This window comes from Dactylosporangium sp. NPDC051485, assembly GCF_040682015.1.
Classification (GTDB): Bacteria; Actinomycetota; Actinomycetes; order Mycobacteriales; family Micromonosporaceae; genus Dactylosporangium.
In genome coordinates this window covers 106152-131280 of the sequence record NZ_JBFAZW010000008.1, presented here as the reverse complement: position 1 = coordinate 131280, position 25129 = coordinate 106152, and the positions used below count along the sequence as shown (strand labels likewise).

Below are 25129 nucleotides of genomic sequence, written 5' to 3'. Positions count from 1 at the left end.
ATTTGTGGCCGCCCCACCATGGCCTACGGTGGCAACCGCCTGCTGTCGCAGTTGGAAAGAGGCCCCCGTTGCTCCTGCCGCGCTGGATTCGCCGCAAGATCGTCCTGCCCGTCGTCGCCGCCGCCGTGATGGGCGCGGCGAACATCCCGCCGCTCTACAACGGGACCGTCGGCTGGCTGCACGGTCACAAGATCAACAGCGCGGAGTACAAGGCGGCCAACGGCTACTGGCAGATCGTCGAGCTGCCGAAGGGGCAGCGGGTCAACGCGATCCACGCGGCCCTGCTGCCGTCGGGCCGGATCCTGCTCATCGCCGGCTCCGGCAACGACCGGGAGCAGTTCGAGGCCGGCACGTTCAAGACGCTGATCTTCGACCCGGTGAGCGGGCACACCACGCTGGTGCCGACGCCGACCGACCTCTTCTGCGCCGGGCACACCTACCTGCCCGACGGCAAGCTGCTGGTGGCCGGCGGCACGCTGCGCTACGAGCTGCTCGAAAAGGACGTCAAGAAGGCCGGCGGCACGATGACGTTCAAGAACGAGTCGCCGGACGCGGGGCGCACGTTCCCCAAGGGCACGGCCCTCAACGGCGCGAACGGGCACAAGTACCTCACCGACGACGACGTCACCGTGCCGCCCGCGACCAAGGTCGTCCAGCCGCCGCACCGCCAGGGCGAGGAGCCCACGGTCGTGATCACCGCGGGTCAGGCGCAGGTCTGGGCGGACGCGGCCGCCGAGGGCGCGGCCTACGTGGTGAACCACGACGCGCAGTACGAGATCGAGGGCCTCAGCGGCACCGACCGCCACAACCTCTACGCGCTCTCCGACAAGATCACCATGGACAAGCAGGACTACCAGGGCCGCAAGGAGGCCTACGAGTTCAACTCGGTGACCGAGCGGTACGAGCGCGTGCAGGACATGCACGAGAAGCGCTGGTACCCGACGCTGACCGGCCTCTCCAACGGCTCGGTGCTCGCGGTGTCGGGCCTGGACGGCAGCGGCCAGGTCGTCGACGGGAGCAAGAACGAGATCTACGACCCGAAGACGAAGACCTGGGTCACGCGCGAGGACCTGAACCGGTACTTCCCGACGTACCCCGCGCTGTTCCAGACCGCCAAGGACAACATCCTGTTCTTCTCCGGGTCCAACGCCGGCTACGGCCCGGCCGACAAGGGCCGCGACCCGGGCCTGTGGGACCTGACGAACAACAACTTCACCCCGGTGCCCGGCCTGCGCGAGCCCGACCTGATGGAGACCAGCGGCTCGGCCTGGGCGGGGCCGGTGCAGAACCAGACCATCATGGTCGTCGGCGGCGGCGGGGTGGGCGAGTCGGACCGGACCTCGAGCCGGATCGACATCGTCAAGCTGGGCGAGGCCAAGCCGCGCTTCGAGCCCGGCCCGACCCTGCCGAAGCCGACCCGGTATCCGCTGCTGGTGAACCTGCCCGACGACACGGTGCTGATCAGCAACGGCTCGTCCGACTACCGCGGCAAGAGCGACAGCGACAACCACACGGCCCGGATCTACCACCCGGACACCAACACGCTGACCTTCGCGGCCGACCCGACCGTCGGGCGCAACTACCACAGCGCCAGCGTGCTGCTGCCCGACGGCCGGGTGCTGACGGTGGGCTCGGACCCGCTGTTCCGCGACAAGAAGAACACCATCGCCGGAACCTTCGAGCAGCGCATCGAGATCTACAGCCCGGCGTACCTGTTCCGCGGCTCCCGCCCGGCCATCGGCGACGGCCCGGCCGAGCTGAGCCCCGGCCAGCAGGCCCACTACATCATCAGCAACCCCGACGACGTGGGCTCGGTGCGGCTGATCCGGCCGGGCGCGGCGACGCACATGCTCAACACCGAGCAGCGGTCGCTGGCCGTCGACTTCAAGCCCACCATGAACGGCGTGCAGCTCACCCTGCCGGCGTCGCCCGCCATGATGCTGCCCGGCCCCTACATGCTGTTCGTGCTCAGCAAGACCGGCGTCCCGTCCGAGGCGAAGTGGGTCTCCATCTCCTGAGCGCCGGATGCGGCTGCGCCCGCCGACGGACCGGGTGGCCCGCCGGCGGGCGCGCCGGGCGAACGTCAGGGATCGATCAGGCCGGCAGCGGGGGCAGGACGCGGGAGTTGTCGTAGTCCAGCACCTGAGCGATGCGGCGGGCGTGGCGCTCGTTGCCGGAGAACTTGGTCGACAGGAACGTCGTCACCAGCGTGGTGGCCTCGTCGAGCGTGTGCTGGCGGGCGCCGATCGAGACGATGTTGGCGTCGTTGTGCTCGCGGGCGAGCTGCGCCGTCTCGATGTTCCAGGCGAGGGCGGCCCGGACGCCGGGGACCTTGTTGGCGGCGATCTGCTCGCCGTTGCCCGAACCGCCGATCACCACGCCGAGAGCACCGGGGTCGGCGACCACCCGGGCGCCGGTGTGCAAGCAGAAGGCCGGGTAGTCGTCGTCCGGGTCGTACTTCGCCGGTCCGACGTCCACGACCTCGTAGCCCTGCAGACCCAGGGCGCTGACCAAGTGCACTTTCAGTTCGTAGCCGGCATGGTCCGAACCAAGGTAGACGCGCATACCCGGCAGTCTGTCAGAGCCGGACGAGGCCCAGGCAGGAACCCGCCAGCAAGCCGCCGCCGACCAGGACGAGGCCGAACACCCAGCCGGCGGTGGACTGCGGGCGCAGCCGCCAGATGCGGCGGCGGTCCCAGACGAGCACGGCGGCGGCGAAGGCGCCGACTCCGAAGGCGGCGATCATCGCCGCGAGGAAGATCCGCATCTGCATGTGTTCACCCCAGGCCCCGGAAGTCCAGCGGCCTAGTGTGTATCACGATCGAGTGAATCAGCACGAATCTCGCCCCGCGGCGGACCGACACAACCCCTTCGGAACGACTGCCTGGCAATGACCGCCTAGAGCTCGCTGAGCTGGGCCACGACGAGACCGGCCCGGGCCTTCGGGGTGAACCAGGTGCTCTTGCGCGGCATCTTCTGCCGGGCCAGGTTGACCGCCACGAAGTCGTCGACCGTCACCGGGGCGATGAGCACGGCCAGCTCGGCGCGGCCGGCGTCGACCTCGCCGCGCAGCCACTCGGCCGGGTAGTCGCCGCCGACGTAGGTGATCCGCTTGTCGCCGGGCTCCAGCTCGAGCGCCTCGGCGAAGAGGCGGCGCTCGACGAGGGCGTGGTCGAGGTTGTCGATCACGCTCACGCCCTCGACCCGGGGCAGGGCGGCCGACCAGGCGCCGTCGCGGGTGTAGAGGTGCACCCGGCCGCCGGTGACCGGGACGCCGACCGGGCCGGTCAGCGGCTGGAGGTCGAGGGCCTCGAGCGAGCCGGGCAGCTCGGAGACGAGCCGGTTGTACGGCTGGATCGCCACCGACTCGGGCGTGGTGATCACGGCGAGGAAGCGCGGGTAGCCCGCGGTCTGCGCGGCGAGGCTGCGGTGGTTGCCGTCGGCCACGACCAGCTCGCCGCCGCCGGCCAGGGCCAGCAGGCGGTCGCGGGTGGTGCCGGCGCCGACCGCCCAGATCTCGTGGGTCCGGCCGGACGGGTCGACGTCGGCGACGGCCGGGCCGCCCGCGTCGGAGACGGCCTGGGCCAGGGCGGCGTGCAGCGCGTCGCCGTGGGCGGTCTGCAGCAGCAGGACGGGCGACAAGAGGTGCTGGGTGGCCTCGGCCAGGGCGACCCGCTCGCGGACCTTCTCGATGAAGACGTCCTCGTTGCGGATGACCGCGCCCGGCTCGTCGGCGCTGGTCGAGATCTGGTCGGTGTCGACCATGCACCACAGGCCGTAGGCGCGGGCGCCGTCCGGGGCGGTGATCCGGTAGAGCACCACGACGTCGGCCGCCGGTGCGTAGTGGCCGTCCTCCTTCGCCGACCGCAGGCGCTCGACGGCGTCGGGCAGGCAGTCCAGGAAGGGGCGGCCGACGCTGTCGGGAGCCCGGTGCGGCATCTCCACGGCCAGCGCGCTGGCCGGGTTGGCGGCGATGATCGCGGTGATCTCCGCGTCGTCGGCGAACTCGTCGTAGTTCTGCGCGCCGGTCCCTCCGGTGGAGAGCCAGGCGTGGGCGATCGGGTGCGCTACCGTCATACCGAAACGCTATCGCTCAGCTGACCCCGGCCGTGGCACGGGGGACGGGGCGTCCCGCAGAGCGGCGCACAACCCCCCGGATCAGGCCCGACGCGCACACCACGACGGGCGGGGCGAGCAGCGCGCTCACCTCGTCGGGCAGTTCGGGCAGTTCTTCCTTCCAGGACCGCTCCTGGACGGTCCAGCGGGTCTCAGACATGATCTCGGCCTCTCCCAGAGAATGTCGCGGCAACTTTGCCAACGACACCCATTCGTGCCGGCAACGCACCGGCTGTGCGAATTCCAGGAAACGGCACACAGGGGCTGCACGAGCCGGTTTTGTCGCGCACACGGCACGAACTAGGGGAACGCGGGAGTGCTCCGTGTCAGCAGCTTGACGATCCGCAGCGCCATCCCGCGGGGCTGGCGGCGGCGCAGCTCGACCATGTCGGCGAGCGCGTGGATGATCCGCAGGCCGCGCCCGGACTCCGCGTCCGGGCCCGGGTCGGGCACCTCGGTCGTGTCGAGGCCGGTGCCCTCGTCCACGACGTCGATGATGCAGCGATCCTCCTGAATGGTGACCGTGACCTCGTAGTCGCTGCCCATGCCCGCGTGCTGCACCGCGTTGGCGCAGGCCTCGCCGACCGCCAGGCCGATGTCGTCGCGGCAGTCGTTGGTCACCGAGAAGACCGCCAGCGCCGCGTCGAGCACCCGCCGGGTCAGCGGTACCGTCGTGCGGTCACGGGGAAGCGAGAGTGAGAGCCGGACTTCCATCCCCACGGTCGGGCTCCCTCCATGCGTGGCGGCGGCTGTCCCGTTAGGGTGCCCCGGAGGCCACGAGAGGAAACGCATCCCGGACCCGGCGCGTCACGACCCGCTCGGCGACGAAGGACAGGAACGGCACGGTGCCGGCCAGCAGCACCAGGGCCGTGAACGGCAGCTTCCAGCGGGCCCGCCGGGCCAGGTCGGCCGCGAGCACCAGGTAGACCATGTACAGGAAGCCGTGCGCCGGGCCGACGATCGCCACGATCGTGTCGTCGTCGGCGGTGTACTTCAGCACCGTGCCGACCGTGAGCACGATCAGCAGCACGCCGACGATCCAGGCCACGATCCGGTAGCGGGTCAGTGCGGGGTTCAGGTTCATCCGGGAAAGTCCTTCGGACGGCGATCGGGATTCGCGGCGAGCCAGGCGAGCATCCGGTTGTACTGCGCGAGCTCCGGGTCCTCGGCGGCGTCGACGGCGGGCGCCGACGCCCGCACGGGCGGCCGCATCGGGGCCGGCGCCGGCCGGGGTGCGCTCGTGCCCCGGGCGTCGCGGATCGCGCGCGCCCACAGGAAGACCACGAAGAGCGCGAAGAGCGGCCACTGCACGGTGTAGGCCCAGCTGAGCATGTTGCCGGCGGCAGCGCGCTCGTACTGCCAGCGCCCGGCGATCAGACAAACGGCCACCCCGGCGAGTGCCAGGGCGTGGCCGAGCACCCACCGGGGTGTGAAAAACCGCCGCACGAGTAGGCAGGCTACTCCTGTCCTCGTCAGTCGAAGACCGGCCCCACGTCGCGGGTGCGCTTGATCTCGTAGAAGCCGGGCGTGCCGGCCACGAGGAGGGTGCCGTCCCAGAGCCGGCCGGCCGCCTCACCCTTCGGCCGCGGGGTGACCACGGGACCGAAAAACGCGATGAGCTTGCCGTCGGGGCCGGGCACGTGGATGACGGGCGTGCCGACGTCCATGCCGACCGGGTTCATCCCGGCGAAGTGGCTCTCCCGCAGCTGCGCGTCGAACTCGGTGGACTCGGCGAACTCGGCCAGGTCGGCCGGGAGGCCGGCGTCGGCGAGGGCGCCCCGGTACAGCTCGTCGCCGAGCTCCTGCTTCTCGATGTGGATGCGGGTGCCGAGGGCGGTGTAAAGCGGGCGAAGTGCCTCATTGCCGAACTTCTGCTCGGCGGCGATCGCCACCCGCACCGGACCCCAACCCTTTGCCAGACCCTCCTTGTATTGCTCCGGCAGATCCTCGCGGCCCTCGTTGAGGATGGACAGGCTCATGACGTGGAAGCGGATCCGCACGGGCCGGACCTGCTCCACCTCCAGGAGCCAGCGAGAGGTGATCCAGGCCCACGGGCAGCGTGGGTCGAACCACATGTCGGCGATGACGCGGTCTTCGGCCATGACGGTGACCACCTCACTAGTGAAAGAGTCGGAAAACCCATCCGATCCTTACGCAACGCGGACGGCACACACCACTTCACACATCCGTGACCTGAGCCACTCCTCCAGTGTCCTCCGGGAACATGGAACACTCGGTGTGACGCCGTCGACGGGGACGGCCACAGCGAAACGACAGGAGACGACACGTGGCCGGTGTACGCAACCTACGCCAGGTCGAAGCGGTCGAGCGGGCCCGCCTGCTCGGCGTCACGGCGTACGACATCAGCCTCGACCTGACCGACGGCGCCGGGAATCCGGGCGAGGGCACGTTCCGCTCGACCGCCGAGGTGCGGTTCACCTGCCAGGAGCCGGGCGCCGGCACCTTCATCGAGGTCGCCGCGGTGCGCGTGCACGGCGCGACGCTCAACGGCGAACCGGTCGACCTCACCGGCTGGTCCACGGAGGGCGGGCTGCCGCTGAGTGGCCTGCGGGCCGAGAACGTCCTCGTCGTGGACGCGGAGTTCGCGTACTCCACGACCGGCCAGGGCCTGCACCGCAGCGTCGACCCGGTGGACAAGGAGGTGTACCTCTACAGCCAGTTCGAGACGGCCGACGCCCAGCGCGCCTTCGCCTGCTTCGACCAGCCGGACCTCAAGGCGGCGTTCACCTTCCGGGTCACGGCGCCGGCGCACTGGAGGGTCATCTCCAACATGCCGCTGGACCGCCAGGAGGGCCTGGTCCGGCACTTCCAGGCCACGCCGCCGATGAGCACCTACATCACCGCCGTCTGCGCGGGGCCCTATCACGAGGTGCGCGACACGCACGACGGCATCGACCTGGGCGTGTTCTGCCGGCGGTCGATGCAGCAGTATCTCGACGCCGACGACATCATCCTGATCACCAAGCAGGGCTTCGACTTCTTCCACGAAGAGTTCGGCATCCGTTACCCACTGCCGAAGTACGACCAGGTGTACTCCCCGGAGTTCAACGCGGGCGCGATGGAGAACTTCGGCTGCGTGGTCCACGCCGAGCAGCACTACATCTTCCGCTCGCCGGTCACCGACTTCGAGTACGAGCAGCGGGCCAACACGATCCTGCACGAGCTCGCCCACATGTGGTTCGGCGACCTGGTCACCATGCGCTGGTGGGACGACCTGTGGCTCAACGAGTCGTTCGCCGAGTGGGCCAGTCACTGGTGCAACACCCACGCGACCCGGTTCACCGACGCCTGGACGACCTTCCTGTCCGTGCGCAAGAACTGGGGCTACCGGCAGGACCAGCTGTCCTCGACGCACCCGGTCTACACCGAGATGCCCGACGTGGAGGCGGTCGAGGTCAACTTCGACGGCATCACCTACGCCAAGGGCGCCAGCGTGATCAAGCAGCTGGTCGCCTACGTCGGCATCGACCCGTTCCGAAGGGGCCTGCGCGCGTACTTCCAACAGCACCAGTGGGGCAACGCGACCTTCGACGACCTGCTCACCGCGCTGGAGAGCGCCAGCGGCAAGGAGCTGCGCAAGTTCGCCGCCCAGTGGCTGGAGACGGCCCAGGTCAACACGCTGCGGCCGGAGCCGGTGATCGCGGCCGACGGGACGTATGAGCGCGTCGTCGTGCGCCAGGAGGCGCCGGCCGCCTACCCGACACTGCGCACCCACCGCATCGGCATCGGCCTCTACGACCTCGTCGGCAGCGTCCTGGTCCGCCGAGAGCTGGTCGAGGCCGACGTCGACGGCGAGCGGACCGAGATCGCCGCGCTGGCCGGCCGCCCGGCCGCGGACGTGCTGATCCTCAACGACGACGACCTGACCTACGCAAAGCTGCGCCTCGACCCGCGCTCGATGGCCACGGTCGTGGACCACATCGACGGGCTGGACAACTCGCTGGCCCGCGCGCTGGTGTGGTCGGCCTCCTGGGACATGGTCCGCGACGCCGAACTCGCCGCCCGCGACTACGTGCGGCTGGTGGCCGGCGGCCTGCCCGCCGAGAAGGACATCAACCTCGTCACCGCCACCATCCGGCAGGCCCAGTCGGCGCTGGTGTTCTACGCCGACCCCGAGTGGGCGCCGCAGGGCTGGGCTCAGCTGGCCGACGCGGCCCGCGGGGCGCTGGAGGCGGCCGAGCCCGGCAGCGGCTTCCAGCTGGCCTGGGCCCGCTCGTTCGCGGCCGCCGCGCGCACCGAGGCCGACCTGGCCGTGCTGGCCGGCTGGCTGCGCGGCGAGGGCGTCCCGGCCGGCCTGGCCATCCAGGCCGACCTGCGCTGGGGCATCCTGCACGCGCTGATCGCCGCGGGCGCCGCCGACCCGGCCGACATCGAGGCCGAGCTCGACCGCGACCGCACCGCCAGCGGCGAGCGACAGGCGGCGCTGGGCCGCGCGCTGGTGCCCTCGGCCGAGTCGAAGGCCGAGACCTGGCGCCGGCTCGTCGAGGACCACGGGCTGCCCAACTGGCTGCAGCGCGCGCTGCTGCAGGGCTTCCAGCACTCGGCCCAGATCGAGCTCACCGCGCCCTACGCGGCCGCCTACTTCGACGCGCTGCTGCCGGTCTGGGAGAGCCGCGACAGCGAGCCGGCGGCCGAGTTCGTCGAGATGGGCTACCCGGCCTACCAGGTGAGCGAGGAGACGGTGGCGCGCACGGAGGCGTGGCTGGCCACCCCGGGCACCCCGGCCCCGCTGCGCCGGCTGGTCGGCGAGGGCCGCGACGGCATCGTGCGGGCGCTCAGGGCCCGGGCCAAGGACGGCTCGTCGGCCTGACGCCGAGAACGTCAGCGGCGCGCGTCCCCCTCGGGGGCCGCGCGCCGCTGTGCGTCTAGCGGGAGTATGCCGTGCGTCTGGCAGGTCGGGCTGCGTGTCCAGCGCGGGTCGGCTCAGTGCCGGCCGGCGTGGTCGGCCATCTGGGCCAAGTCCGGAGACCAGGTCGCCACGGCCGAACGCCGCGGCCATCGACTGCGCGGCGAGCTGGCCGCGCGGGTCGGCTCAGTGCCGGCCGGCGTGGTCCGCCATCTGGGCCAGGCCGGAGACCAGGCCACCGGCCAGGTCGCCGCCGCCGAACGCCGCGGCCATCGACAGCGCGGCGAGCTTGGCCGCGCGGTCCGGCAGCCGCCGGCGGGCCTCGCCGCCGGTGACGATCTCCAGGAGGCGCTGGTTGGGCGACAGCGCGATGAGCACGGAGTGCGGCGGGTCGGCCAGGTGGCCGTGCAGCTTCTCCGCGTAGCCGCGGACCGGCTCCTCGAGGTCGCCGACGTAGATGCTGAACGTCAGGCCGGTCGACGAGTCGGCCAGCCGGAGCGCCTCGTCCAGGCGCAGGAGCTGGCGCGTGGAGAACGGGCCGTTCAGGACTTCGGGCCTGCCCACGTGGGCCGCCGGGTTACCACCGGTCACTTGCGCCTCCGATGACGTGCGGCTGAGCCTTGTCGCCGGACCATTCGGTCGCGGAGGCCTGGCCGCCTGCGGTCAGTTCGGCCCGCCGCGCACCGACGAGCTCGCGGGCGTTCGCCGCCTTGGTCAGCTGCTCGGGCGCGGAAAGGAACCAGACGGGCGTGAATTCGAACGGCCGTCCGGGCCGGTAGCGCTTGCTACGGCGGGAACCTCCCGCGTAGACGGCGCCCGCGATGACCAGGATGACCGCCGCCGGGATCCCGGCGAAGATCAGCGTCGTCTCGATGATGGACAAGCTCAACGCCCCCAGGCGTCAAAGGGACTAAAAGACCGGCTTCACGTTAGCGGGCGGTCATGACCAGCCGGTTGCCGGGGGCCTACCGTCACAACCATGGACCTCTCGCGCCAGTATGCCGAAACGCTCGACGCCCAGGACCCAATCGGACATTACCGGGCGTGTTTCTACATTCCGGACACTGAGCTCGTGTACTTCGACGGTAACTCGCTCGGCCGGCTGCCGCTGGCCACCCGCGAGCGGCTGCGCGAGGCGATCGACCGCGAGTGGGGTCGCGATCTGATCCGCGGCTGGGACACCTGGATCGACCTGGCCCGCACCGTCGGGGATCTTCTTGCCACATCGGTACTGCACGTGTCGCCGGGCGAGGTCGTGCTGTCCGACTCCACCAGCGTCAACCTGTACAAACTGGCCGCCGCCGCGCTGGATGCCCGCCCTGGGCGGCGCGTGATCGTGACCGACGACGACAACTTCCCCACCGACCGCTACGTGCTGGAGGGCCTGGCCGCCACGCACGACCTCGAGCTGCGGGTCGTCGCGACCGACATCGACGAGGGGGTCGACCCGGACCGGGTGGCGGCCGCGCTGGACGACGACGTGGCGCTGGTGTGCCTCTCGCACGTGGCATACCGCTCCTCCGCGATCGCCGACATGGTGGCGATCACCACGGCCGCGCATCGGGTGGGCGCCCTCACACTGTGGGATCTGTGCCACTCCGCCGGCTCGGTCCGGGTGCCGCTGCGCGAGGCGGGGGCGGACCTGGCGGTGGGGTGCACGTACAAGTACCTCAACGCCGGGCCGGGCGCGCCGGCGTTCCTGTTCGTGCGCGAGGACCTGCAGCGGGAGCTGGGCCAGCCGATCTGGGGCTGGTTCGGCCGGCGCGACCAGTTCGCCATGGCGCCCAGCTACGAGCCGGCCGAGTCCATCGACAGGTTCCTGGTCGGCACGCCGCCGGTGCTGGGCGGGTACGCCGCGCTGGAGGGCGCGCGGATCACGGCCGAGGCGGGGCTCGACGCGCTGGTGGCGAAGGGGGCGCAGCTCACGCAGTACGCCATCCGCTTGCAACAGGAATGGCTCGGCACCTCACTGACGCTGGCCAGCCCGGCCGACCCGGGGCGCCGCGGGAGCCACGTGGCCTTCCGGGCGCCCGAGGCCTGGCAGATCTGCCAGGCGCTCAAGGCGGCCGGGGTCATCCCGGACTTCCGCACGCCGCAGCGGCTGCGGATCGGGCTGGCGCCGCTGTACACCCGCTTCGTCGACGTCCACGAGGGCATGACGCGGCTGCGTGACGTGGTGGAGTCGGGCACCTACGCCCGGTTCCCGGCCCAGCTGGGCCGGGTGACGTGACCGTCAGGCGGCCTGGGACAGGCCGTCGAGCGGGAGGTCGAGCCAGTCGGCCCAGCGCGGGTCCGGGGTGCGGTGGCCAAGGACCCGCCAGGCGACGCCCTTCGGCGCCATGGGGATGGCATACAAACGCCAGCCGAGTTCGGCTGGCGTTTTGTCACCCTTTGTGTGGTTGCAGCGGGCGCAGGCGGCGACGACGTTCTCCCAGGCGTGCCGCCCGCCCCGGCTACGTGGCATCACGTGGTCGATGGTCTCGGCCGGGCCGCGGCAGTAGGCACACCGCCAGCCGTCGCGCGCGAATATTCCGCGGCGGGAGAGGCCTATGTGCGTGCGGTAGGGCACCCGGACGTAGCGGGTGAGACGGACCACGGAAGGGACCGGCAGTTCGTCCATCGCACTGTGGAGGATCCCGTCACCGTCGGCGACACACACGGCCTTCGATGTCAGGACCAGGATGGTGGCACGTCTGACAGACACGACACACAGCGGCTCGTAGGTGGCATTCAGTACTAGCGCACCCGATACTCGTGCGGGTCGTATGTCAGGCATCGCCGTCCCCCTAGTTCTGTAGAAAAGTCTCCCTGGAAATGGCCACGTGAGATCCGTCACCGACCGGCCGGGCGGTGGTCCGTGGGCTAATCGTCCCTGATAGATCCTCGGATTGCACGTACTATTTGCGGCCGGTGGGTGAACCTTCCACCCAAGCCCGGAACGTTTGTGCGGACTTACCCCGGTTCGCCCCGTTTGCCGCAAGGAGCTCCGTGATCAGCCCGTTCGCCATGCCGCTGGAGACGCCCGACGCCAAGCCGAGCTGCGCCGACACGAACGAGCTGTGCTCCCTCATCTACGACCAGACGAAGAACAAGTGGCTGGCCGAGAGCAGCTACCTGGTGCTGGTGAAGCCGCTGACGATCCTCCTGATCATCATCGTGGCGTTCATCATCCGGCTGCTGATCCACCGGGCCGTCGACCGGCTCATCAAGCACACGGTCGCCGAGCGCGAGACCGGCGGCTCGCCGTCGCGCAAGCGGTTGCCCAACGCGCTGGCCCTGCCCGTCGAGCGGCGCAACCAGCGGGCCCGGGCGCTGGGCTCGGTGCTGCGCAGCATCGCCTCGGCGGTCGTCTTCACGATCGCCACGATGCTGGTGCTCGGCGAGATCGGGATCAACCTCGGCCCGTTGCTGGCCAGCGCCGGCATCGCCGGCCTGGCGATCGGCTTCGGCGCGCAGAACCTGGTCAAGGACTTCATCGCCGGCCTCTTCATGCTGCTGGAGGACCAGTACGGCGTGGGCGACGTGGTCGACGTGGGCGCGACCAGCGGCACGGTCGAGGCGGTCGGGCTGCGCATCACCACGATCCGCGACGCCCACGGGGTGGTCTGGTACGTGCGCAACGGCGAGATCGTGCGGGTTGGCAACAAGAGCCAGGGCTGGGCCGTGGTCAACATCGACGTGCCCGTCGGCTTCATCTCCATCGAGCAGGCCACGACGGTGCTGCGCGAGGTCGCCGAGGACTTCGCCGAGGACCCGGAGTTCGCCGACGACTTCATCGACCCGCCCAAGGTGCTCGGCGTCGAGCAGCTCACCGCCGAGGGCGCGGTGCTGCGCACGACCGTGAAGACGTCGAACGAGGCGCAGTGGCGGGTCGGCCGGGAACTGCGCCGGCGGCTCAGCGAGGCGCTCGAGCGGCACGGCATCACGGCCCAGCTCACCGCGGCGCGCATGCTGATCCGCCCCGCCACCGGCGAGGGCGGCCCCGACGGCGGCTCGAAGTAGGGACCGGCGCCCGGAGCGGGCGGCGCCTGCCGCCGTCCCGCCTCCTGTGGCCATATGGCAATACTGCACCGAACGGTGGGATTTGTCCGATCTCACGGCTATGCGCGATCAACCCGAAAGGTAGGGTCGCGCGTCGGGTGGTCAGTCGGTTATCGTCCGTTCGTTCAGGTGCATCGCTGCACATGTCCCGGTCCGCCGCCATTGACCCCTATTGGCGCCGAAATGACCGGTTGGGCCGCACCCGCGAACGTTCCAGCGCCGCTGTCGTGTCCGAGGGAAGGGGGCTGCCGACGGTGTCCGGTCCCGACGAGTCCGCCCAGCGTTCTGCCACCATCCGGCAGACCCTCGCCAACCGCGAGTACGCGGCCGTCTTCACCGCTCAGGCGCAGTCGGTCCTCGGCGACAACGTGGCCCGGGCGGCCATCGTCGCGCTGATTTACGGGCACACGCGCTCGCCGGTCGTCGCCGCCGCCGCCTTCGCGGTGAGCTACCTGCCCTGGCTCGGCCTCGGCGCGGTGCTCACGGCGTGGGCCGAGCGGCACCCGTATCGGCGCACCATGATCGGCTGCGACGTGCTGCGGGCCGGCATCATGCTCGTCCTGGCCGTCTTCCCGCACGCGCACAGCTCTGTGCTCATCGCGCTGCTGTTCTTCAGCGCGCTGCTCGCGCCGCCGTTCGACAGCTCCCGCTCGGCGCTCATGCCGCGGCTGCTGCACGGAGAGCAGTACGTCACCGCGATCACGCTCAACCGGACCACCGCCCAGCTGGCCCTCATCTGCGGCTACGGCCTCGGCGCGCTGCTGGTCAGCGTGAACGACCGGGCCGCCCTGGTGTTCAACGCGGTCACGTTCGCCATCTCGGCGGTGATCGTGTCGACGCTGGTGAAGGAGTACCCGCCGAGCCTCAAGGCCGAGCAGCACACCGGCCTGTTGCGCGAGGCCCTGGACGGCTACCGGATCGTGTTCCGCTCGCAGGTGATGCGCTCGATCGCCCTGGTCGTCTTCTGCGGGGTCAGCATCGGCGTGATCCCCGAGGGCCTCGCCGCCGCCTGGGCCGCCCACCTGGCCGGCAACAAGCCCGACACGTTCGGCTTCGGCGTCATCATGATCGCCTCGGCGGTCGGCTTCGTGGTGGGCAGCGCGCTGGTGACCTGGCAGCTGCGCCCCCAGCGGCGGATCGCGCTGATCCGCCCGGTGGCCATCGTCACACCACTGGCGCTGGTGCCGGCCCTGCTGGACCCCGACCTGGTCGTCGTGGCGGTCATGACGGTCGTCGCCGGCGCCTCCCTGGCCATCACCATGCCGGCCGGCAACGGGCTCTTCGTGCAGGTCCTGCCGCCGGCCTACCGGGCCCGCGCCTTCGGCGTCATGCAGAGCGGCGTCCACCTGTGCCAGGGCGCCGCGGCCCTCATCAGCGGCTGGCTGGCCAGCTACTACGCGCTGCCCGCCGTCGTCGGCTACTTCGCCATCGGCGGGGCGGCCGCCATGGCGCTCATCATCGCCGCCTGGCCGTCCAAGGCGAGCATCGCCGACGCCATCGCGGCCAACAAGGTCGTGATCGCCGCCGAGCAGCACGCCGCTGCCGCCGGCCCCGGGCGCATCGACGAGTTCGGCGAGGTCACGATCGACCTGGGCCGAGCCCCCCTGCCGGCCCGCCGCCGCCCCTCCCCCGGCCCGTCGGAGCGCACCGTCGACCTGAGCGAGCGCACCGCGGAGCTCGGGGGCCTCCCGCCTCCGCCCCCGTCTCAGGCGGCGCGGCATAGTTGATGGCGTGACGTCCCCCAACTTCTACGAGCTCGTCGGCGGCGAGCCGACGTTCCGGCTGCTGGTCGACGAGTTCTACGCCGGCGTGGCCGAAGACCCGATCCTGCGGCCGCTGTACCCGGAGGAGGACCTCGGTCCGGCCAACGAGCGGTTCCGGCTGTTCCTGATCCAGTACTGGGGCGGGCCGAGCACCTACTCGGAGCAGCGCGGCCATCCTCGCCTGCGGATGCGCCACGCCCCCTTCCGGATCGCCTCGGCCGAGCGCGACGCCTGGCTGCGGCAGATGCGCCGGGCCGTGGACGCGATCGCGCTGCCGCCGGAGCAGGAGGCGGTGCTGTGGGACTACCTGGAGCGAGCCGCCACCTTTATGGTCAATGCCGATGATCCGGAAGAATCGGACTCTCCGGCCATTACGGTGCTTTAGCCGCTTTAGCGCCACCAATCGCAGCGTTTTCCGTTTGTTTGGGTATGTGCCGCCGTGTCGGGCGGCACGTTACCCAACCGAGGAGACGCCTGCATGCGCCGACGCCTGATCGCCGCTGCCGCTACAGCATTGGCCGCTTTCGCGGTCGCCATCCCCGCCTCCGCCGCCATGAACCAGCCCGCCCAGGTGTCCATCGACCCTGTCGACTACACGCCCCACGTGCTCGACGGGGAGGTGCGAGCCTTCGCCGTGGTCGGTGACGCGGTGGTGGTCGGGGGCGATTTCACGACCGTCACGGATGCCAAGCGCACGGTGCGGTACAAGCGCAACAACCTCTTCGCCTACCGGGCCACCACGGGCGAGATCCTGCCCTTCGCGCCCCAGCCCGACGCCCCGGTGCTGACGCTGGCCACCGGGGCGAACAACACCGTCTACGCGGGCGGGTCGTTCCAGCGCATCGCCGGGGCCAACCAGCGCGGCCTGGCCCAGCTCAACCTGGCCGACGGGTCCCGCGTGCCGGCCTTCACCGCCGCGATCAACTGGGGCGACACGCGCAGCGTCATCGCGCAGGGCCCGTGGCTCTACGCGGCCGGCTCGTTCAGCCGCATCGGCTCGACCGAACGGGTCGGCCTGGCCCGCCTGGACGCGGCCACGGGGGCCGTCGACCCGGCCTTCGACCTGAAGCTGGCCGCCCCCAACCTGACCCGGGTGAAGATCGAGGACCTGGCCCTGACCCCGAACGGGCAGCGGCTGGCCGCGGTCGGCGCGGTCGAGCAGGCGGCCGGCCAGTGGCGGGCCCAGGTGGTCATGGTGGACATGCCGCCGGGCGGGGCGGTGCGCCTGGCCGACTGGTACACCGACGCCTACGCCCGCCCGTGCCGGGCCGGCTTCGAGACGTACCTGCGCGGCATCGACTTCGACCCGACCGGCACCTACGCGACGATCGTGACGACCGGCCGCAAGTGGGGGGACCACCTCATGTGCGACACCGCGGCCCGCTTCGACCTGCGCGGCACCGGCCTGCACCGCCCGCTGTGGATCAACTGGACCGGCGGGGACACGCTGTACTCGGTGGCCGACACCGGCGCGGCGGTCTACGTGGGCGGGCACCAGCGCTGGCTGGACAACCCGCAGGGTCAGGAGACGGCCGGGCCGGGCGCGGTGGCGCGGCCGGGCATCGCGGCGATCGACCCGGCGACGGGCAAGGCGACCGCGTGGAACCCGAAGCGGGAGCCGCGGGGCGTGGGGGCCAGGGCGCTCCTGGCGACGCCGCAGGGCCTGCTGGTGGGCTCGGACACGGAGCGGATCGGCGGCGAGTACCACGGCCGCCTGGCCCTGCTGCCGATGTCCTGAGCCTCAGGCAGCAGTAGCGTCCGGCGACAACGAAATCGGCCCCCGTCCTGGGACGGGGGCCGAACTCGTATGGGGTGACTGATGGGATTTGAACCCACGACACCCGGGACCACAACCCGGTGCTCTGCCAACTGAGCTACAGCCACCATGAACTTGCCCGCTAATAGTAGGGCATGCCGGGCCGGATGCGTCGGCAGGGTTATGACACGTTCGTGTCGCCTTCCCGGCTCAACTCCGCGGCGATGGCCTTCGCGGTCTCGACGTCCGGGCCCGGGAGGGGCACGAAGAGCGTGCGGCGGTAGTACTCGAGCTCGCGAATGCTCTCCCGGATGTCGGCCAGGGCGCGGTGGGCGAGGCCCTTCGGGGGCTGGCCGAAGTACACCCGCGGGTACCAGCGCCGGCACAGCTCCTTGATCGAGGAGACGTCGATCATCCGGTAGTGCAGGTGGTGGTCGAGGCGCGGCATATCGCGGGCCAGGAAGCCGCGGTCGGTCGCGATGGAGTTGCCGCACAGCGGAGCGGTGCGCGGGTCGGGGACGTACTGCGTGATGTACGCCATGATGAGGTCCTCGGCCTCGGCCACGCTGACCGCGGAGGCGCGCACCGCCTCGGTGAGTCCCGACTTGCCGTGCATCTCCCGGACGACCTCGAGCATGCCGTCGAGCGCGGCGTCGTCGGCGTGGATCACCACGTCGACGCCGTCGCCGAGCACGTTGAGATCCGGGTCGGTCACCAGCGCCGCGACTTCGATCAGCGCGTCCTTACCCAGATCGAGACCCGTCATCTCACAGTCGATCCAGACCAAAAGATCACCCACACCAGACAGCCTAGTGTTCATCTGGCCGACTTCTCACTCCTCGGCGGGCGCTACCACCCAGACTGCGCGATGTCGTTATCAAACGTCGCGCCGGATCGTGACGAAGGCACGACACTGAGTCAGCGGGCGGCCGAGCCGGATCCGGCCGGGTCGCGGTCCTTGACCGGGTTGGCGGCGCCGTCCGTGGGCTCGTCGGACAGGGCGATCGGGGCCCAGGTGAACTGCAGCTCGATCGGTGGCAGGGCGGGCAGCGGGGGCAGCGCGATGGGGCCGTCGCCGTCCAGTTCGACGTCCTTGGGGGCGGGGCGGTCCAGCTCGCTCTCCGTGAGCAAGATCTCGTCCCGGGTGGGCTCGGCCTTGGCGCCCCGAACCTTCGCCTCCTTGGCCTCCGCGTCCGCCACCGCCAGCACGTCGGCCAGGGTGGCGAGGACCGACTCGCTGGGCCCCTTCGGGCACGCCGTCTCGTCGGCCTCCCCGGCCTTCTCGGCCTTCGGCTCCTCGACCTCGGGCTCCTCCGCCTCGGCCTCTTCCGCCTTGGACTTCCCGGCCTCGGGCTCCCCCGCCTCAGGCTTCTCCGCCTTGGGCTTCTCCGCCTTGGACTTCCCGGCCTCGGGCTTCTCGGCCTTGGGCTCCTCCGCCCTGAACTTCTCGGCCTTGGGCTCCTCAGTCTTGGGCTCTTCGGCCGACGGGGGTTCGTCGCGGGGGCCGGTGGTGGGCTGGGTCGGCAGGGCCGGCAGGCCGGCCAGGGCGGGGCGGCGGGCCGGCGGCCAGGCGAGCGTAATCAGGGCCAGGACGAACAGCGCGGAACCGAGCATGAGCAGACCGCCGGTGGTGGGGCCGAGCCAGGCCGGAGCCAGGCGGGCCGTGACGGCGGCGTCGATGCCGGGGGTGGCGTCGGCGCGCATGATCACCAGGGCCAGGTGCCGGCCCCGCATGGCGGACGGGGACCAGGTCAGCTCGGCGGCGCCGGCCTTCTGCTCGCTGCGGGCCAGCCAGAACGGCAGGTCGGCGGGGCGGGTGTTGGCGGGGCTCGCGATCTGGGCCTTGGCCGTCCGGGTCGTGCCCGGCTCGGGCTCCGGCTGGGTCGCGTCCGGCTCGGCCGGCGGGCCACCGGCCTGGGCACCGTCGGCCGGCAGGGCGTCGCCGCCGGTGATGGCCGGGTTGGCGGGGCTCGCCGGGTTGATCGGGCTCGCCGGTGCGGCCGGCGCGTTGGTGCGGGCCAGGCGGACGGGCTCGGGGCTCAGGTCGACCGGGAGCGAGCCGCGGGACAGCCGGACGCGGGACAGGCGGGACCGGTCGACGCCGGCGAGGTACCGCTCGACGTCCTCGTCCGGCCCGAGTCCGATGAAGAGCGGGCCGCCGGAGCCGCGCGCCGACAGGCTGAGCGTGGTCTGCCCACCCCGCGCGAACGGCGCGTCGGCTCGCAGCAGCGCGTCGACGTCCGGCACGACCACCGCGGAGCCCCCGGTGCGGATCGGCTCCAGTCGCGCCGTGAACGTGCCGTCGGCCGCGCGATGCTCCATGGCCAGCAGGAGTCCGCCACCGGCGAGGGCCAGCGGCACCGCGATGAGCAGCAGCAGCGCGCCGACACCCGCCCGAACCAGACGCACGACCATGGCAGCGGCCCCTCTTCCCCCGGCGTTACGAGGCCGACATTACCCACAAATAGGGCGCAATTCGGTCGTAAAGCCCGAAAACCACCGAGCCGGATTTTTTAGGACTTCACGGGCACCTGCACCGTGACCGTGGTCTGGTTGAGGTCGTCGACGCGGGCCGTGAACTTGAACTCCCACGTCCCGGCCGTCACCAGTGAGACCTGCCCGATCGAGTGGTCGTCGGAGACCGCGAGCAGGGGCACTGTCAACGGCTCGATGCCCTTGGACGGCAGGGCCGCGGTCGCCTTCCACTCGACCACCGTCTGCGGCAGGCCCGAACCGTCGGCCTTGGTGGCGTACAGGTGAATCGAATTGGGCCCGACCTTGCCCGGCGAGATGTCGACCTGCAGCTTGAGCAGGCTGGTGGAGACGGTGCTGGTGAACGGCCCGGCCGGCGTCGCGTCGGCCGCGCTGCGCGCCGGGCTCGTCTGCACGAGCACCGAGGTCAGCGCCAGCACCACCACGGCGATGGCGACCTCGACGAGCACCGCGGTCCGCAGCTTCTTGCGATCGCCCGCCTCCGCCAGCGGCGCGGGGCGCTCGGCCGGCTCCTCGGGCTCCTCCACCGCTTCGTCCGCTTCGTCCTCGGCGTCCGCTTCGGACGGGTCCTCCACATCGGACACTGCGGGGATCTCGCCGACGCCGGCCGCGACCGGGCTCGGGGTGAAGCGGCGGCTGGTCAGGCGGCGGGAGTAGGCGGCGACCGCGACCACCACGGCGAGCAGCGCCACCTTGGCGATGACGATCTGGCCGTACAACGTGCCGGTGAGCGCGTCGATGGTGCCGATCTCCACGAGCGCCTGTGCGGTGCCGGCCAGCACGAGCACCGTGATCGCGAAGAGGGCCCAGCCGGACCACACCGGGACGATCGCGGTCAGCTCGCGCGTGTTGGCCCGGCGCAGCAGGAAGCCGAAGAGCATGACCAGGCCGCCCAGCCAGATCGACATGGCCGCGATGTGGGCCGCGTCGGCGACCACGGTCAGCGTCGGCACCGGCGAGGCGCTCGGGTGTCCGGCGATCGGCCAGGTGGCCAGGCCGACGACGCCCAGGATGACGAGCAGCGTCTGGTCGATCTTGCCGGCCCGCCCGGCGATCAGCGGGCGCAGCAGCAGCGCGGTGGCGATGACCACGCCGAGCCGCACCAGGTGCGCCGCGCCGAACGGGGTGCCCAGCACCTCGCGGGCGGCGTTGCCGGTGACGTCGAAGAGGGACGTGCCGGCGGTGTACGGGATCTGGACGTACAACTCCAGGATCGTGCTGATCGCGAGCAGCCCGGCGCCGGCCTGCGCCACCCGGCCGGGATCGCGGGCGGAGAGGCGGCGCGGCCAGAGGGCGAAGAGGACCAGCGCCGGGCCGACGAGCAGCACCAGGCCGGCGAAGCCGAGGAAGCGGGCCACCGACATGACGTTCTTGACCACGGGGTCGGTCTGCACCGAGGCGCCCGGGTCGTCGGCGCTCGGGGTGGCCGAAGGCTGGCCGTAGGAGAAGCTGTAGCCGCCGCTGACCGGGTGGCTGTCGGCCGAGATGATCCGGTAGCTGACCAGGTACGTGCCCTTGGGGCCGTCCGGTTTGACCGGGATGACCAGCTCCGTGTCGCGCACGGCCGGCTTGCCGGTGTCGGCCCGCTTGCCGTCCGGCCCGGTGATCCGGATCTTGTCGGTCACCAGGCGGACGGGCTCGCTGAAGGTCAGCGTCACCTCGCCGGGCAGCTGGTCGAGCACCGTGGCGGCGACGGGCGCCGTCTGGACGAGGGTCGCATGGGCGCTGGCGGGCGCCGCGGGAAGGACGAGGACGGCCAAGGCCCCGAGGAGCATCGCCAGGGGTACGGCCCATCTGCGTCGGGTCATACCGTCATGATTTCGCGCCCGTCATTCTCGGGTGGTCGCGGGTGGCGGACGAAAAGTTCCCGATGACCGTGTGTGCCGTCTCATGGACGTACCGCTATGGCGGCACATGCCGTTGAGGCCCAAGCGGTAGAGTCCAGGGCATGACGACGACGCGCCTCGAGCCGGGTGACACCGCCCCCGAGTTCACGCTGCAGACGGACCGGGACGAGCCCCTGTCGCTCACCGACCTTCGCGGGCGCAAGGTCGTGCTCTACGCCTACCCGGCCGCGATGACGCCGGGCTGCACCAAGCAGGCGTGCGACTTCCGCGACAACATCGCGTCGCTGCGCTCGGCCGGCTACGAGGTGGTCGGCATCTCGCCGGACTCCCCCGCCAAGCTGGCCCAGTTCCGCGAGCGCGACGCCATCACGTTCCCGCTGGTGTCCGACCCGGACCGGGCGGTGCTGCGGGCGTATGGCGCCTATGGGGAGAAGCAGAACTACGGCCGCACGGTGCTCGGCGTGATCCGCTCGACCTTCGTGATCGACGAGAAGGGGCACATCGAGCGGGCGCTGTACAACGTGCGCGCCACCGGCCACGTGGCCAAGCTGCGCAAGGACCTCGGCCTGGACTAGGCCCGGCGCCGAACACGACGGTAATCCGGCCGAAACGAGGCGTCCCTAGGCTCTCGTCATGGCGGACATCTTCGATGACTACTCGATGTCCGGGGCCATGTTCGAAGCTTGGGACGAGATGTTCGAACGCCCCGGCCAGCCGCGGTCGCCCTATCGCTCACTGTTCGCCGCGCTCCAGCCACTCGCCCCCGCGGACCTGCGGTTCCGGGCCGACCAGCTGGCTCGCGTCTTCACCGATCGCGGGGTCACCTTCGCCTACGCCGGCGAGGAACGGCCCTTCCCGCTCGACCTGATCCCCCGCATCCTCGACGCCTCCGAGTGGGACCTGCTGACGGCCGCCGTCCGGCAGCGGGTCAAGGCCCTGGAGGCGTTCCTGGCCGACATCTACGGCGCCGGACGCGTCTTCGCCGACGGCGTCGTGCCCCGCAAGCTCATCACCACCAGCGCGCACTTCCACCGGCAGGCGCACGGCATCGAGCCGCCCAACGGCGTGCGCGTGCACATCAGCGGCGTCGACCTGGTCCGCGACGAGGAGGGGCGGTTCCGGGTCCTCGAGGACAACCTGCGCATCCCGTCCGGGGTGTCGTACGTCATCGAGAACCGCCGCGCCCTCACCCACACCATGCCGGCCCTGTTCGCCGACGCGCGGGTCCGGCCGGTCGACGACTACCCGGCCCGCCTGCTCGCGGCGCTGCGGGCGGCCGCCCCCGAGGGCGTCGAGGACCCGACCGTGGTGGTGCTCACGCCCGGCGTGTACAACGCGGCGTACTTCGAACACGCCCTGCTCGCCCGCCTCATGGGCGTCGAGCTCGTCGAGGGCCGCGACCTCGTGTGCAGCGGCAACCGGGTGCGGATGCGCACCACGCAGGGCGAGCGGCCGGTGCACGTCGTGTACCGGCGGGTCGACGACGACTTCATGGACCCGCTGCACTTCCGGCCCGACTCGGTCATCGGCTGCCCGGGGATCGTGAACGCGGCCCGGGCCGGACAGGTGACGCTGGCCAACGCCGTCGGCAACGGGGTCGCCGACGACAAGCTCGTCTACACCTACGTGCCCGACCTGATCCGCTACTACCTGTCGGAAGAGCCGCTGATCGACAACGTCGAGACGTACCGCCTGGACGACCGCGATCCCGACGTGCTGTACGACGTCCTCGGAAGGCTCGACCAGCTCGTGCTGAAGCCGGTCGACGGCGCCGGGGGCAAGGGCATCGTCATCGGGCCGCAGGCCTCGCGGGAGACGCTGGTCGCGCTGCGCAAGGCGGTGGAGAAGGACCCGCGCGGCTGGATCGCCCAGCGCCCGGTGGCCCTCTCCACGTCGCCGACGCTGCTCGGGGACCGGGTGGCCCCCCGGCACATCGACCTGCGGCCCTTCGCGGTCAACGACGGCAACGAGATCTGGCTCCTGCCCGGCGGGCTGACCCGGGTGGCGCTGCCCGAGGGCGCGCTGGTGGTCAACTCCAGCCAGGGCGGCGGGTCGAAGGACACCTGGGTGCTGGCCCACCCGGGCGAGCCGGCGCCCGCCCCGGCGCCCCGCATCGCGACCGAGCCCCGCGGCGCCGGTGGCAGCCCCCGTGACAGCGGCCCGGCGGCCGCGCACCTGGCCGGACAGCAATAGGAGTACTGATGCTCAGTCGCATCGCGGAGTCGCTGTTCTGGATCGGCCGCTACATCGAGCGGGCCGACGACACCGCCCGCATCCTCGACGCCTTCCTCGGCCGGCTGCTGGAGGACCCGTGGGCCGACGAGGACGGGGCCTGCCGCTCGCTCATGTCGATCCTCGGCGCGCCGACCCCGCAGGACCGCCGCCTCACCACCGGTGACGTGCTGGAGCTGCTCGCGTTCGACGCGGAGGACCCGAGCGCCATCTCCGGCGCGATCGTGGCCGCCCGGGACAACGCGCGCGGCGTGCGCGAGACGATCTCCAGCGAGATGTGGGAGTGCCTCAACGTCACCTGGCACACGCTCGCCTCCCGCCGGGTCGCCGCCGAGCGCCTCGGCCCGACCGTCTTCCTCAGCTACGTGCGCGAACGCGCGGCCGTGCTCGCCGGCCTCGCCGAGTCCACGATGAGCCGCGACGACGGGTGGCGCTTCCTGGTGCTCGGGCGCAGCCTCGAGCGGGTCGACATGACCGCCCGGCTGCTGTCGATCCAGACCAACACGCCGGACGAGGGCACCGGGTGGCGCACGGTGCTGCGCTCCTGCGGCGCCGACGAGGCGTTCCTGCGCACCCACGGCGGCACGTTCGACCCCCAGCGGGTCACCGAGTTTCTGCTCCTGGACCGCCTGTTCCCCCGATCCGCGCTGCATGCCTTGGGTACGGCGGAACAGTGCCTGATCGACCTCGCGCCCACCACCGAGCGGGCCGGCGTGACCGACGCCGCCCGAAGGCCCATCGGGCAGGTCCGCACGCGCCTGGAGTACGCCGACACCACCACCCTGCTGGCCGAGCTGCCCCACCACCTGCGCGGCCTGCAGCAGACGTGCGCGACGGCGAGCGCGGCCATCACCGCCCGGTACTTCCCGCAGTCCACGCCCGTCACCTGGGGCACCGTAGCTTGGGGTGGTTCATGAACTGGCGCCTGAAGATCCGGCACGTCACCGGCTACAAGTACGCGGGCGCCGTCTCGGCGTCCTACAACGAGGCCCGGCTCACCCCGATGACCCTTCCCTGGCAGACGACGCTGTTCAGCCAGGTCGAGGTCACACCGGGCGCGACCACCTACCGCTACTACGACTACTGGGCGACCCAGGTCACCGCCTTCGACCTGCACCGCCCCCACCAGCAGCTGCGGGTCGTCTCCAGCAGCCTCGTCGAGGTCTCCCCGCCGCCGGCGCCGCAACGCACGCTCGGCTGGGCCGACCTCGGCGCCGACCAGGTGCTCGACGCGCACGCCGAGTTCCTCGCCCTCAACCGGCTCACCGCCGTCGGCCCGGAGCTCGTCGAGCAGGCCTGGACCGCCGTCGGCACACTCTCGCCGGCGGAGTCCGCGGAGGCGGTGTCGCACTGGGTGCGCTCCGAGGTGGCGTACGTGCCGGGCTCGACCGGCGTGCAGACCAGCGCCCAGGAGGCGTGGGAGCTGCGCCAGGGGGTCTGCCAGGACATCGCGCACCTGACCGTCGGGCTGTTGCGGGCCAAGGGGGTTCCCGCGCGGTACGTCTCCGGCTATCTCCACCCGAAGGTCGAGGCCGAGGTCGGCGAGACGGTCGCCGGCCAGAGCCACGCCTGGGTCGAGTGGTGGTGCGGCGAGTGGACCGGCTTCGATCCCACCAACGGCGTCCCGGTCGGCCCCCGGCACGTCGTCGTGGCCCGCGGGCGCGACTACGACGACGTCCCGCCCCTCCGCGGCGTGTACCACGGCGCGCCGAGCAAACACCTGGGCGTCACGGTGGAGATCACGCGACTGGCCTGAGTATTGTGTCTCTCGGTTACGAGGGGCCGTAGCCCAATGGCAGAGGCACACGGTTTAGGTCCGTGCCAGTGTGAGTTCGACTCTCACCGGCCCCACCGGCTCAGGCTCACCCTGCTCGCGCGTCGTGGACGCGCTCGCTCGGTCGCCTGTGGATCCTTCGCGCTCGCTTCGCTCGCTCCCCAGTGGGGGCTTCGCCACCCACGCCCCTATGTCGGTGGTTGCGGTTTTGCGTGGTCGTTGCGGCCGTGGGTGGTTGCG

Annotated in this window: 25 protein-coding genes and 2 tRNA genes; 12 read left to right on the top strand and 15 right to left on the bottom strand. The window is 71.4% G+C overall.

Annotation, left to right across the window (positions count from 1 at the left end; genetic code table 11):
* Positions 1-68 precede the first annotated feature (68 nt).
* Positions 69-2018 carry a galactose oxidase early set domain-containing protein gene (locus AB0M46_RS06670; RefSeq protein ID WP_363333330.1) on the top strand — a complete coding sequence of 650 codons (1950 nt, stop codon included), beginning with the start codon at positions 69-71 and terminating at the stop codon, positions 2016-2018.
* Between the two features lie 76 nt (positions 2019-2094).
* On the opposite strand, the gene AB0M46_RS06665 is transcribed toward AB0M46_RS06670, so the two are convergent.
* The 8 genes from AB0M46_RS06665 to AB0M46_RS06630 form a co-directional block, all read right to left on the bottom strand.
* Entirely contained in the window at positions 2095-2565 is a 471-nt protein-coding gene (locus AB0M46_RS06665) for a ribose-5-phosphate isomerase (RefSeq protein ID WP_363333329.1), read from the bottom strand.
* Between the two features lie 13 nt (positions 2566-2578).
* Entirely contained in the window at positions 2579-2773 is a 195-nt protein-coding gene (locus tag AB0M46_RS06660) for a hypothetical protein (protein WP_363333328.1), read from the bottom strand.
* Positions 2774-2898: 125 nt separating this feature from the next.
* Positions 2899-4077: a DUF1015 family protein gene (locus tag AB0M46_RS06655; RefSeq protein ID WP_363333327.1), complete on the bottom strand. Its 1179-nt coding sequence runs from the start codon at positions 4075-4077 to the stop codon at positions 2899-2901.
* A gap of 16 nt (positions 4078-4093) precedes the next feature.
* Complete coding sequence (locus AB0M46_RS06650) at positions 4094-4276, bottom strand: hypothetical protein (RefSeq protein ID WP_363333326.1); 183 nt, start codon at positions 4274-4276, stop codon at positions 4094-4096.
* A gap of 140 nt (positions 4277-4416) precedes the next feature.
* Positions 4417-4830: an ATP-binding protein gene (locus AB0M46_RS06645; protein WP_363333352.1), complete on the bottom strand. Its 414-nt coding sequence runs from the start codon at positions 4828-4830 to the stop codon at positions 4417-4419.
* Between the two features lie 43 nt (positions 4831-4873).
* Positions 4874-5194 carry a DUF3817 domain-containing protein gene (locus AB0M46_RS06640; protein ID WP_363333351.1) on the bottom strand — a complete coding sequence of 107 codons (321 nt, stop codon included), beginning with the start codon at positions 5192-5194 and terminating at the stop codon, positions 4874-4876.
* A gap of 2 nt (positions 5195-5196) precedes the next feature.
* Positions 5197-5562, bottom strand: coding sequence for a hypothetical protein (locus AB0M46_RS06635; protein ID WP_363333325.1), 366 nt, complete (start codon positions 5560-5562; stop codon positions 5197-5199).
* A gap of 26 nt (positions 5563-5588) precedes the next feature.
* Positions 5589-6218 carry a disulfide bond formation protein DsbA gene (locus AB0M46_RS06630; protein ID WP_363333324.1) on the bottom strand — a complete coding sequence of 210 codons (630 nt, stop codon included), beginning with the start codon at positions 6216-6218 and terminating at the stop codon, positions 5589-5591.
* Between the two features lie 185 nt (positions 6219-6403).
* On the opposite strand from AB0M46_RS06630, the gene pepN reads away from it, so the two are divergent.
* Entirely contained in the window at positions 6404-8947 is a 2544-nt protein-coding gene (gene pepN, locus AB0M46_RS06625; RefSeq protein ID WP_363333323.1) for an aminopeptidase N, read from the top strand.
* A gap of 222 nt (positions 8948-9169) precedes the next feature.
* Here the strand turns inward: pepN and AB0M46_RS06620 are convergent, their stop codons facing one another.
* Positions 9170-9574: a DUF5130 family protein gene (locus tag AB0M46_RS06620; RefSeq protein ID WP_363333322.1), complete on the bottom strand. Its 405-nt coding sequence runs from the start codon at positions 9572-9574 to the stop codon at positions 9170-9172.
* Entirely contained in the window at positions 9561-9866 is a 306-nt protein-coding gene (locus AB0M46_RS06615; RefSeq protein WP_363333321.1) for a hypothetical protein, read from the bottom strand. The genes AB0M46_RS06620 and AB0M46_RS06615 overlap by 14 nt, the downstream gene beginning before the upstream one ends.
* Before the next feature lie 96 nt (positions 9867-9962).
* Between AB0M46_RS06615 and kynU the strand changes: the two genes are divergently transcribed.
* A complete protein-coding gene (kynU, locus tag AB0M46_RS06610) occupies positions 9963-11213 on the top strand; it encodes a kynureninase (RefSeq protein WP_363333320.1) in 1251 nt (416 codons plus the stop codon).
* 3 nt (positions 11214-11216) lie between these two features.
* On the opposite strand, the gene AB0M46_RS06605 is transcribed toward kynU, so the two are convergent.
* Entirely contained in the window at positions 11217-11759 is a 543-nt protein-coding gene (locus AB0M46_RS06605) for an HNH endonuclease (protein WP_363333319.1), read from the bottom strand.
* 212 nt (positions 11760-11971) lie between these two features.
* Between AB0M46_RS06605 and AB0M46_RS06600 the strand changes: the two genes are divergently transcribed.
* From AB0M46_RS06600 to AB0M46_RS06585, 4 genes are all read left to right on the top strand, one after another.
* Entirely contained in the window at positions 11972-12985 is a 1014-nt protein-coding gene (locus AB0M46_RS06600; protein WP_363333318.1) for a mechanosensitive ion channel family protein, read from the top strand.
* A 266-nt stretch (positions 12986-13251) separates the two neighbouring features.
* Positions 13252-14751 carry an MFS transporter gene (locus AB0M46_RS06595; protein ID WP_363333317.1) on the top strand — a complete coding sequence of 500 codons (1500 nt, stop codon included), beginning with the start codon at positions 13252-13254 and terminating at the stop codon, positions 14749-14751.
* A 4-nt stretch (positions 14752-14755) separates the two neighbouring features.
* Positions 14756-15172: a globin gene (locus AB0M46_RS06590; RefSeq protein ID WP_363333316.1), complete on the top strand. Its 417-nt coding sequence runs from the start codon at positions 14756-14758 to the stop codon at positions 15170-15172.
* 93 nt (positions 15173-15265) lie between these two features.
* The gene (locus AB0M46_RS06585; RefSeq protein WP_363333315.1) at positions 15266-16525 is read left to right on the top strand and encodes a PKD domain containing protein; all 1260 of its coding nucleotides are present in this window, start codon (positions 15266-15268) and stop codon (positions 16523-16525) included.
* Between the two features lie 70 nt (positions 16526-16595).
* Here AB0M46_RS06585 and AB0M46_RS06580 read toward each other — a convergent pair.
* From AB0M46_RS06580 to AB0M46_RS06565, 4 genes are all read right to left on the bottom strand, one after another.
* Positions 16596-16671: transfer RNA gene (locus tag AB0M46_RS06580), tRNA-His, on the bottom strand.
* A 53-nt stretch (positions 16672-16724) separates the two neighbouring features.
* Positions 16725-17363, bottom strand: a complete 639-nt coding sequence (gene orn, locus AB0M46_RS06575) for an oligoribonuclease (protein WP_363333314.1) — start codon at positions 17361-17363, stop codon at positions 16725-16727.
* Positions 17364-17461: 98 nt separating this feature from the next.
* Positions 17462-18958, bottom strand: a complete 1497-nt coding sequence (locus AB0M46_RS06570) for a hypothetical protein (RefSeq protein ID WP_363333313.1) — start codon at positions 18956-18958, stop codon at positions 17462-17464.
* Positions 18959-19056: 98 nt separating this feature from the next.
* Positions 19057-20844: a copper resistance protein CopC gene (locus AB0M46_RS06565; RefSeq protein WP_363333312.1), complete on the bottom strand. Its 1788-nt coding sequence runs from the start codon at positions 20842-20844 to the stop codon at positions 19057-19059.
* Between the two features lie 140 nt (positions 20845-20984).
* On the opposite strand from AB0M46_RS06565, the gene bcp reads away from it, so the two are divergent.
* The 5 genes from bcp to AB0M46_RS06540 all read left to right on the top strand — a co-directional run bounded on the left by bcp (position 20985) and on the right by AB0M46_RS06540 (position 24966).
* Complete coding sequence (bcp, locus tag AB0M46_RS06560) at positions 20985-21458, top strand: thioredoxin-dependent thiol peroxidase (RefSeq protein WP_363333311.1); 474 nt, start codon at positions 20985-20987, stop codon at positions 21456-21458.
* A gap of 58 nt (positions 21459-21516) precedes the next feature.
* Positions 21517-23076: a circularly permuted type 2 ATP-grasp protein gene (locus AB0M46_RS06555; RefSeq protein ID WP_363333310.1), complete on the top strand. Its 1560-nt coding sequence runs from the start codon at positions 21517-21519 to the stop codon at positions 23074-23076.
* An 8-nt stretch (positions 23077-23084) separates the two neighbouring features.
* On the top strand, positions 23085-24032 hold the full coding sequence (locus AB0M46_RS06550; protein WP_363333309.1) for an alpha-E domain-containing protein: 948 nt from the start codon (positions 23085-23087) through the stop codon (positions 24030-24032).
* On the top strand, positions 24029-24871 hold the full coding sequence (locus AB0M46_RS06545) for a transglutaminase family protein (RefSeq protein ID WP_363333308.1): 843 nt from the start codon (positions 24029-24031) through the stop codon (positions 24869-24871). Before AB0M46_RS06550 ends, AB0M46_RS06545 begins: the two co-directional genes overlap by 4 nt.
* Before the next feature lie 22 nt (positions 24872-24893).
* A tRNA-Leu gene (locus tag AB0M46_RS06540) sits at positions 24894-24966 on the top strand.
* Positions 24967-25129 lie beyond the last annotated feature (163 nt).

Bases quoted from the DNA above. Each gene is read 5' to 3' on its own strand.
- AB0M46_RS06585 (WP_363333315.1), top strand. From the start codon at position 15,266: ATGCGCCGACGCCTGATCGCCGCTGCCGCTACAGCATTGGCCGCTTTC.
- orn (WP_363333314.1), bottom strand. From the start codon at position 17,363: ATGAACACTAGGCTGTCTGGTGTGGGTGATCTTTTGGTCTGGATCGAC.
- AB0M46_RS06630 (WP_363333324.1), bottom strand. From the start codon at position 6,218: ATGGCCGAAGACCGCGTCATCGCCGACATGTGGTTCGACCCACGCTGC.
- kynU (WP_363333320.1), top strand. From the start codon at position 9,963: ATGGACCTCTCGCGCCAGTATGCCGAAACGCTCGACGCCCAGGACCCA.
- AB0M46_RS06665 (WP_363333329.1), bottom strand. From the start codon at position 2,565: ATGCGCGTCTACCTTGGTTCGGACCATGCCGGCTACGAACTGAAAGTG.
- AB0M46_RS06650 (WP_363333326.1), bottom strand. From the start codon at position 4,276: ATGTCTGAGACCCGCTGGACCGTCCAGGAGCGGTCCTGGAAGGAAGAA.
- AB0M46_RS06660 (WP_363333328.1), bottom strand. From the start codon at position 2,773: ATGCAGATGCGGATCTTCCTCGCGGCGATGATCGCCGCCTTCGGAGTC.
- AB0M46_RS06555 (WP_363333310.1), top strand. From the start codon at position 21,517: ATGGCGGACATCTTCGATGACTACTCGATGTCCGGGGCCATGTTCGAA.
- AB0M46_RS06605 (WP_363333319.1), bottom strand. From the start codon at position 11,759: ATGCCTGACATACGACCCGCACGAGTATCGGGTGCGCTAGTACTGAAT.
- AB0M46_RS06645 (WP_363333352.1), bottom strand. From the start codon at position 4,830: ATGGAAGTCCGGCTCTCACTCTCGCTTCCCCGTGACCGCACGACGGTA.
- AB0M46_RS06550 (WP_363333309.1), top strand. From the start codon at position 23,085: ATGCTCAGTCGCATCGCGGAGTCGCTGTTCTGGATCGGCCGCTACATC.
- AB0M46_RS06565 (WP_363333312.1), bottom strand. From the start codon at position 20,844: ATGACCCGACGCAGATGGGCCGTACCCCTGGCGATGCTCCTCGGGGCC.
- AB0M46_RS06545 (WP_363333308.1), top strand. From the start codon at position 24,029: ATGAACTGGCGCCTGAAGATCCGGCACGTCACCGGCTACAAGTACGCG.
- bcp (WP_363333311.1), top strand. From the start codon at position 20,985: ATGACGACGACGCGCCTCGAGCCGGGTGACACCGCCCCCGAGTTCACG.
- AB0M46_RS06570 (WP_363333313.1), bottom strand. From the start codon at position 18,958: ATGGTCGTGCGTCTGGTTCGGGCGGGTGTCGGCGCGCTGCTGCTGCTC.
- AB0M46_RS06655 (WP_363333327.1), bottom strand. From the start codon at position 4,077: ATGACGGTAGCGCACCCGATCGCCCACGCCTGGCTCTCCACCGGAGGG.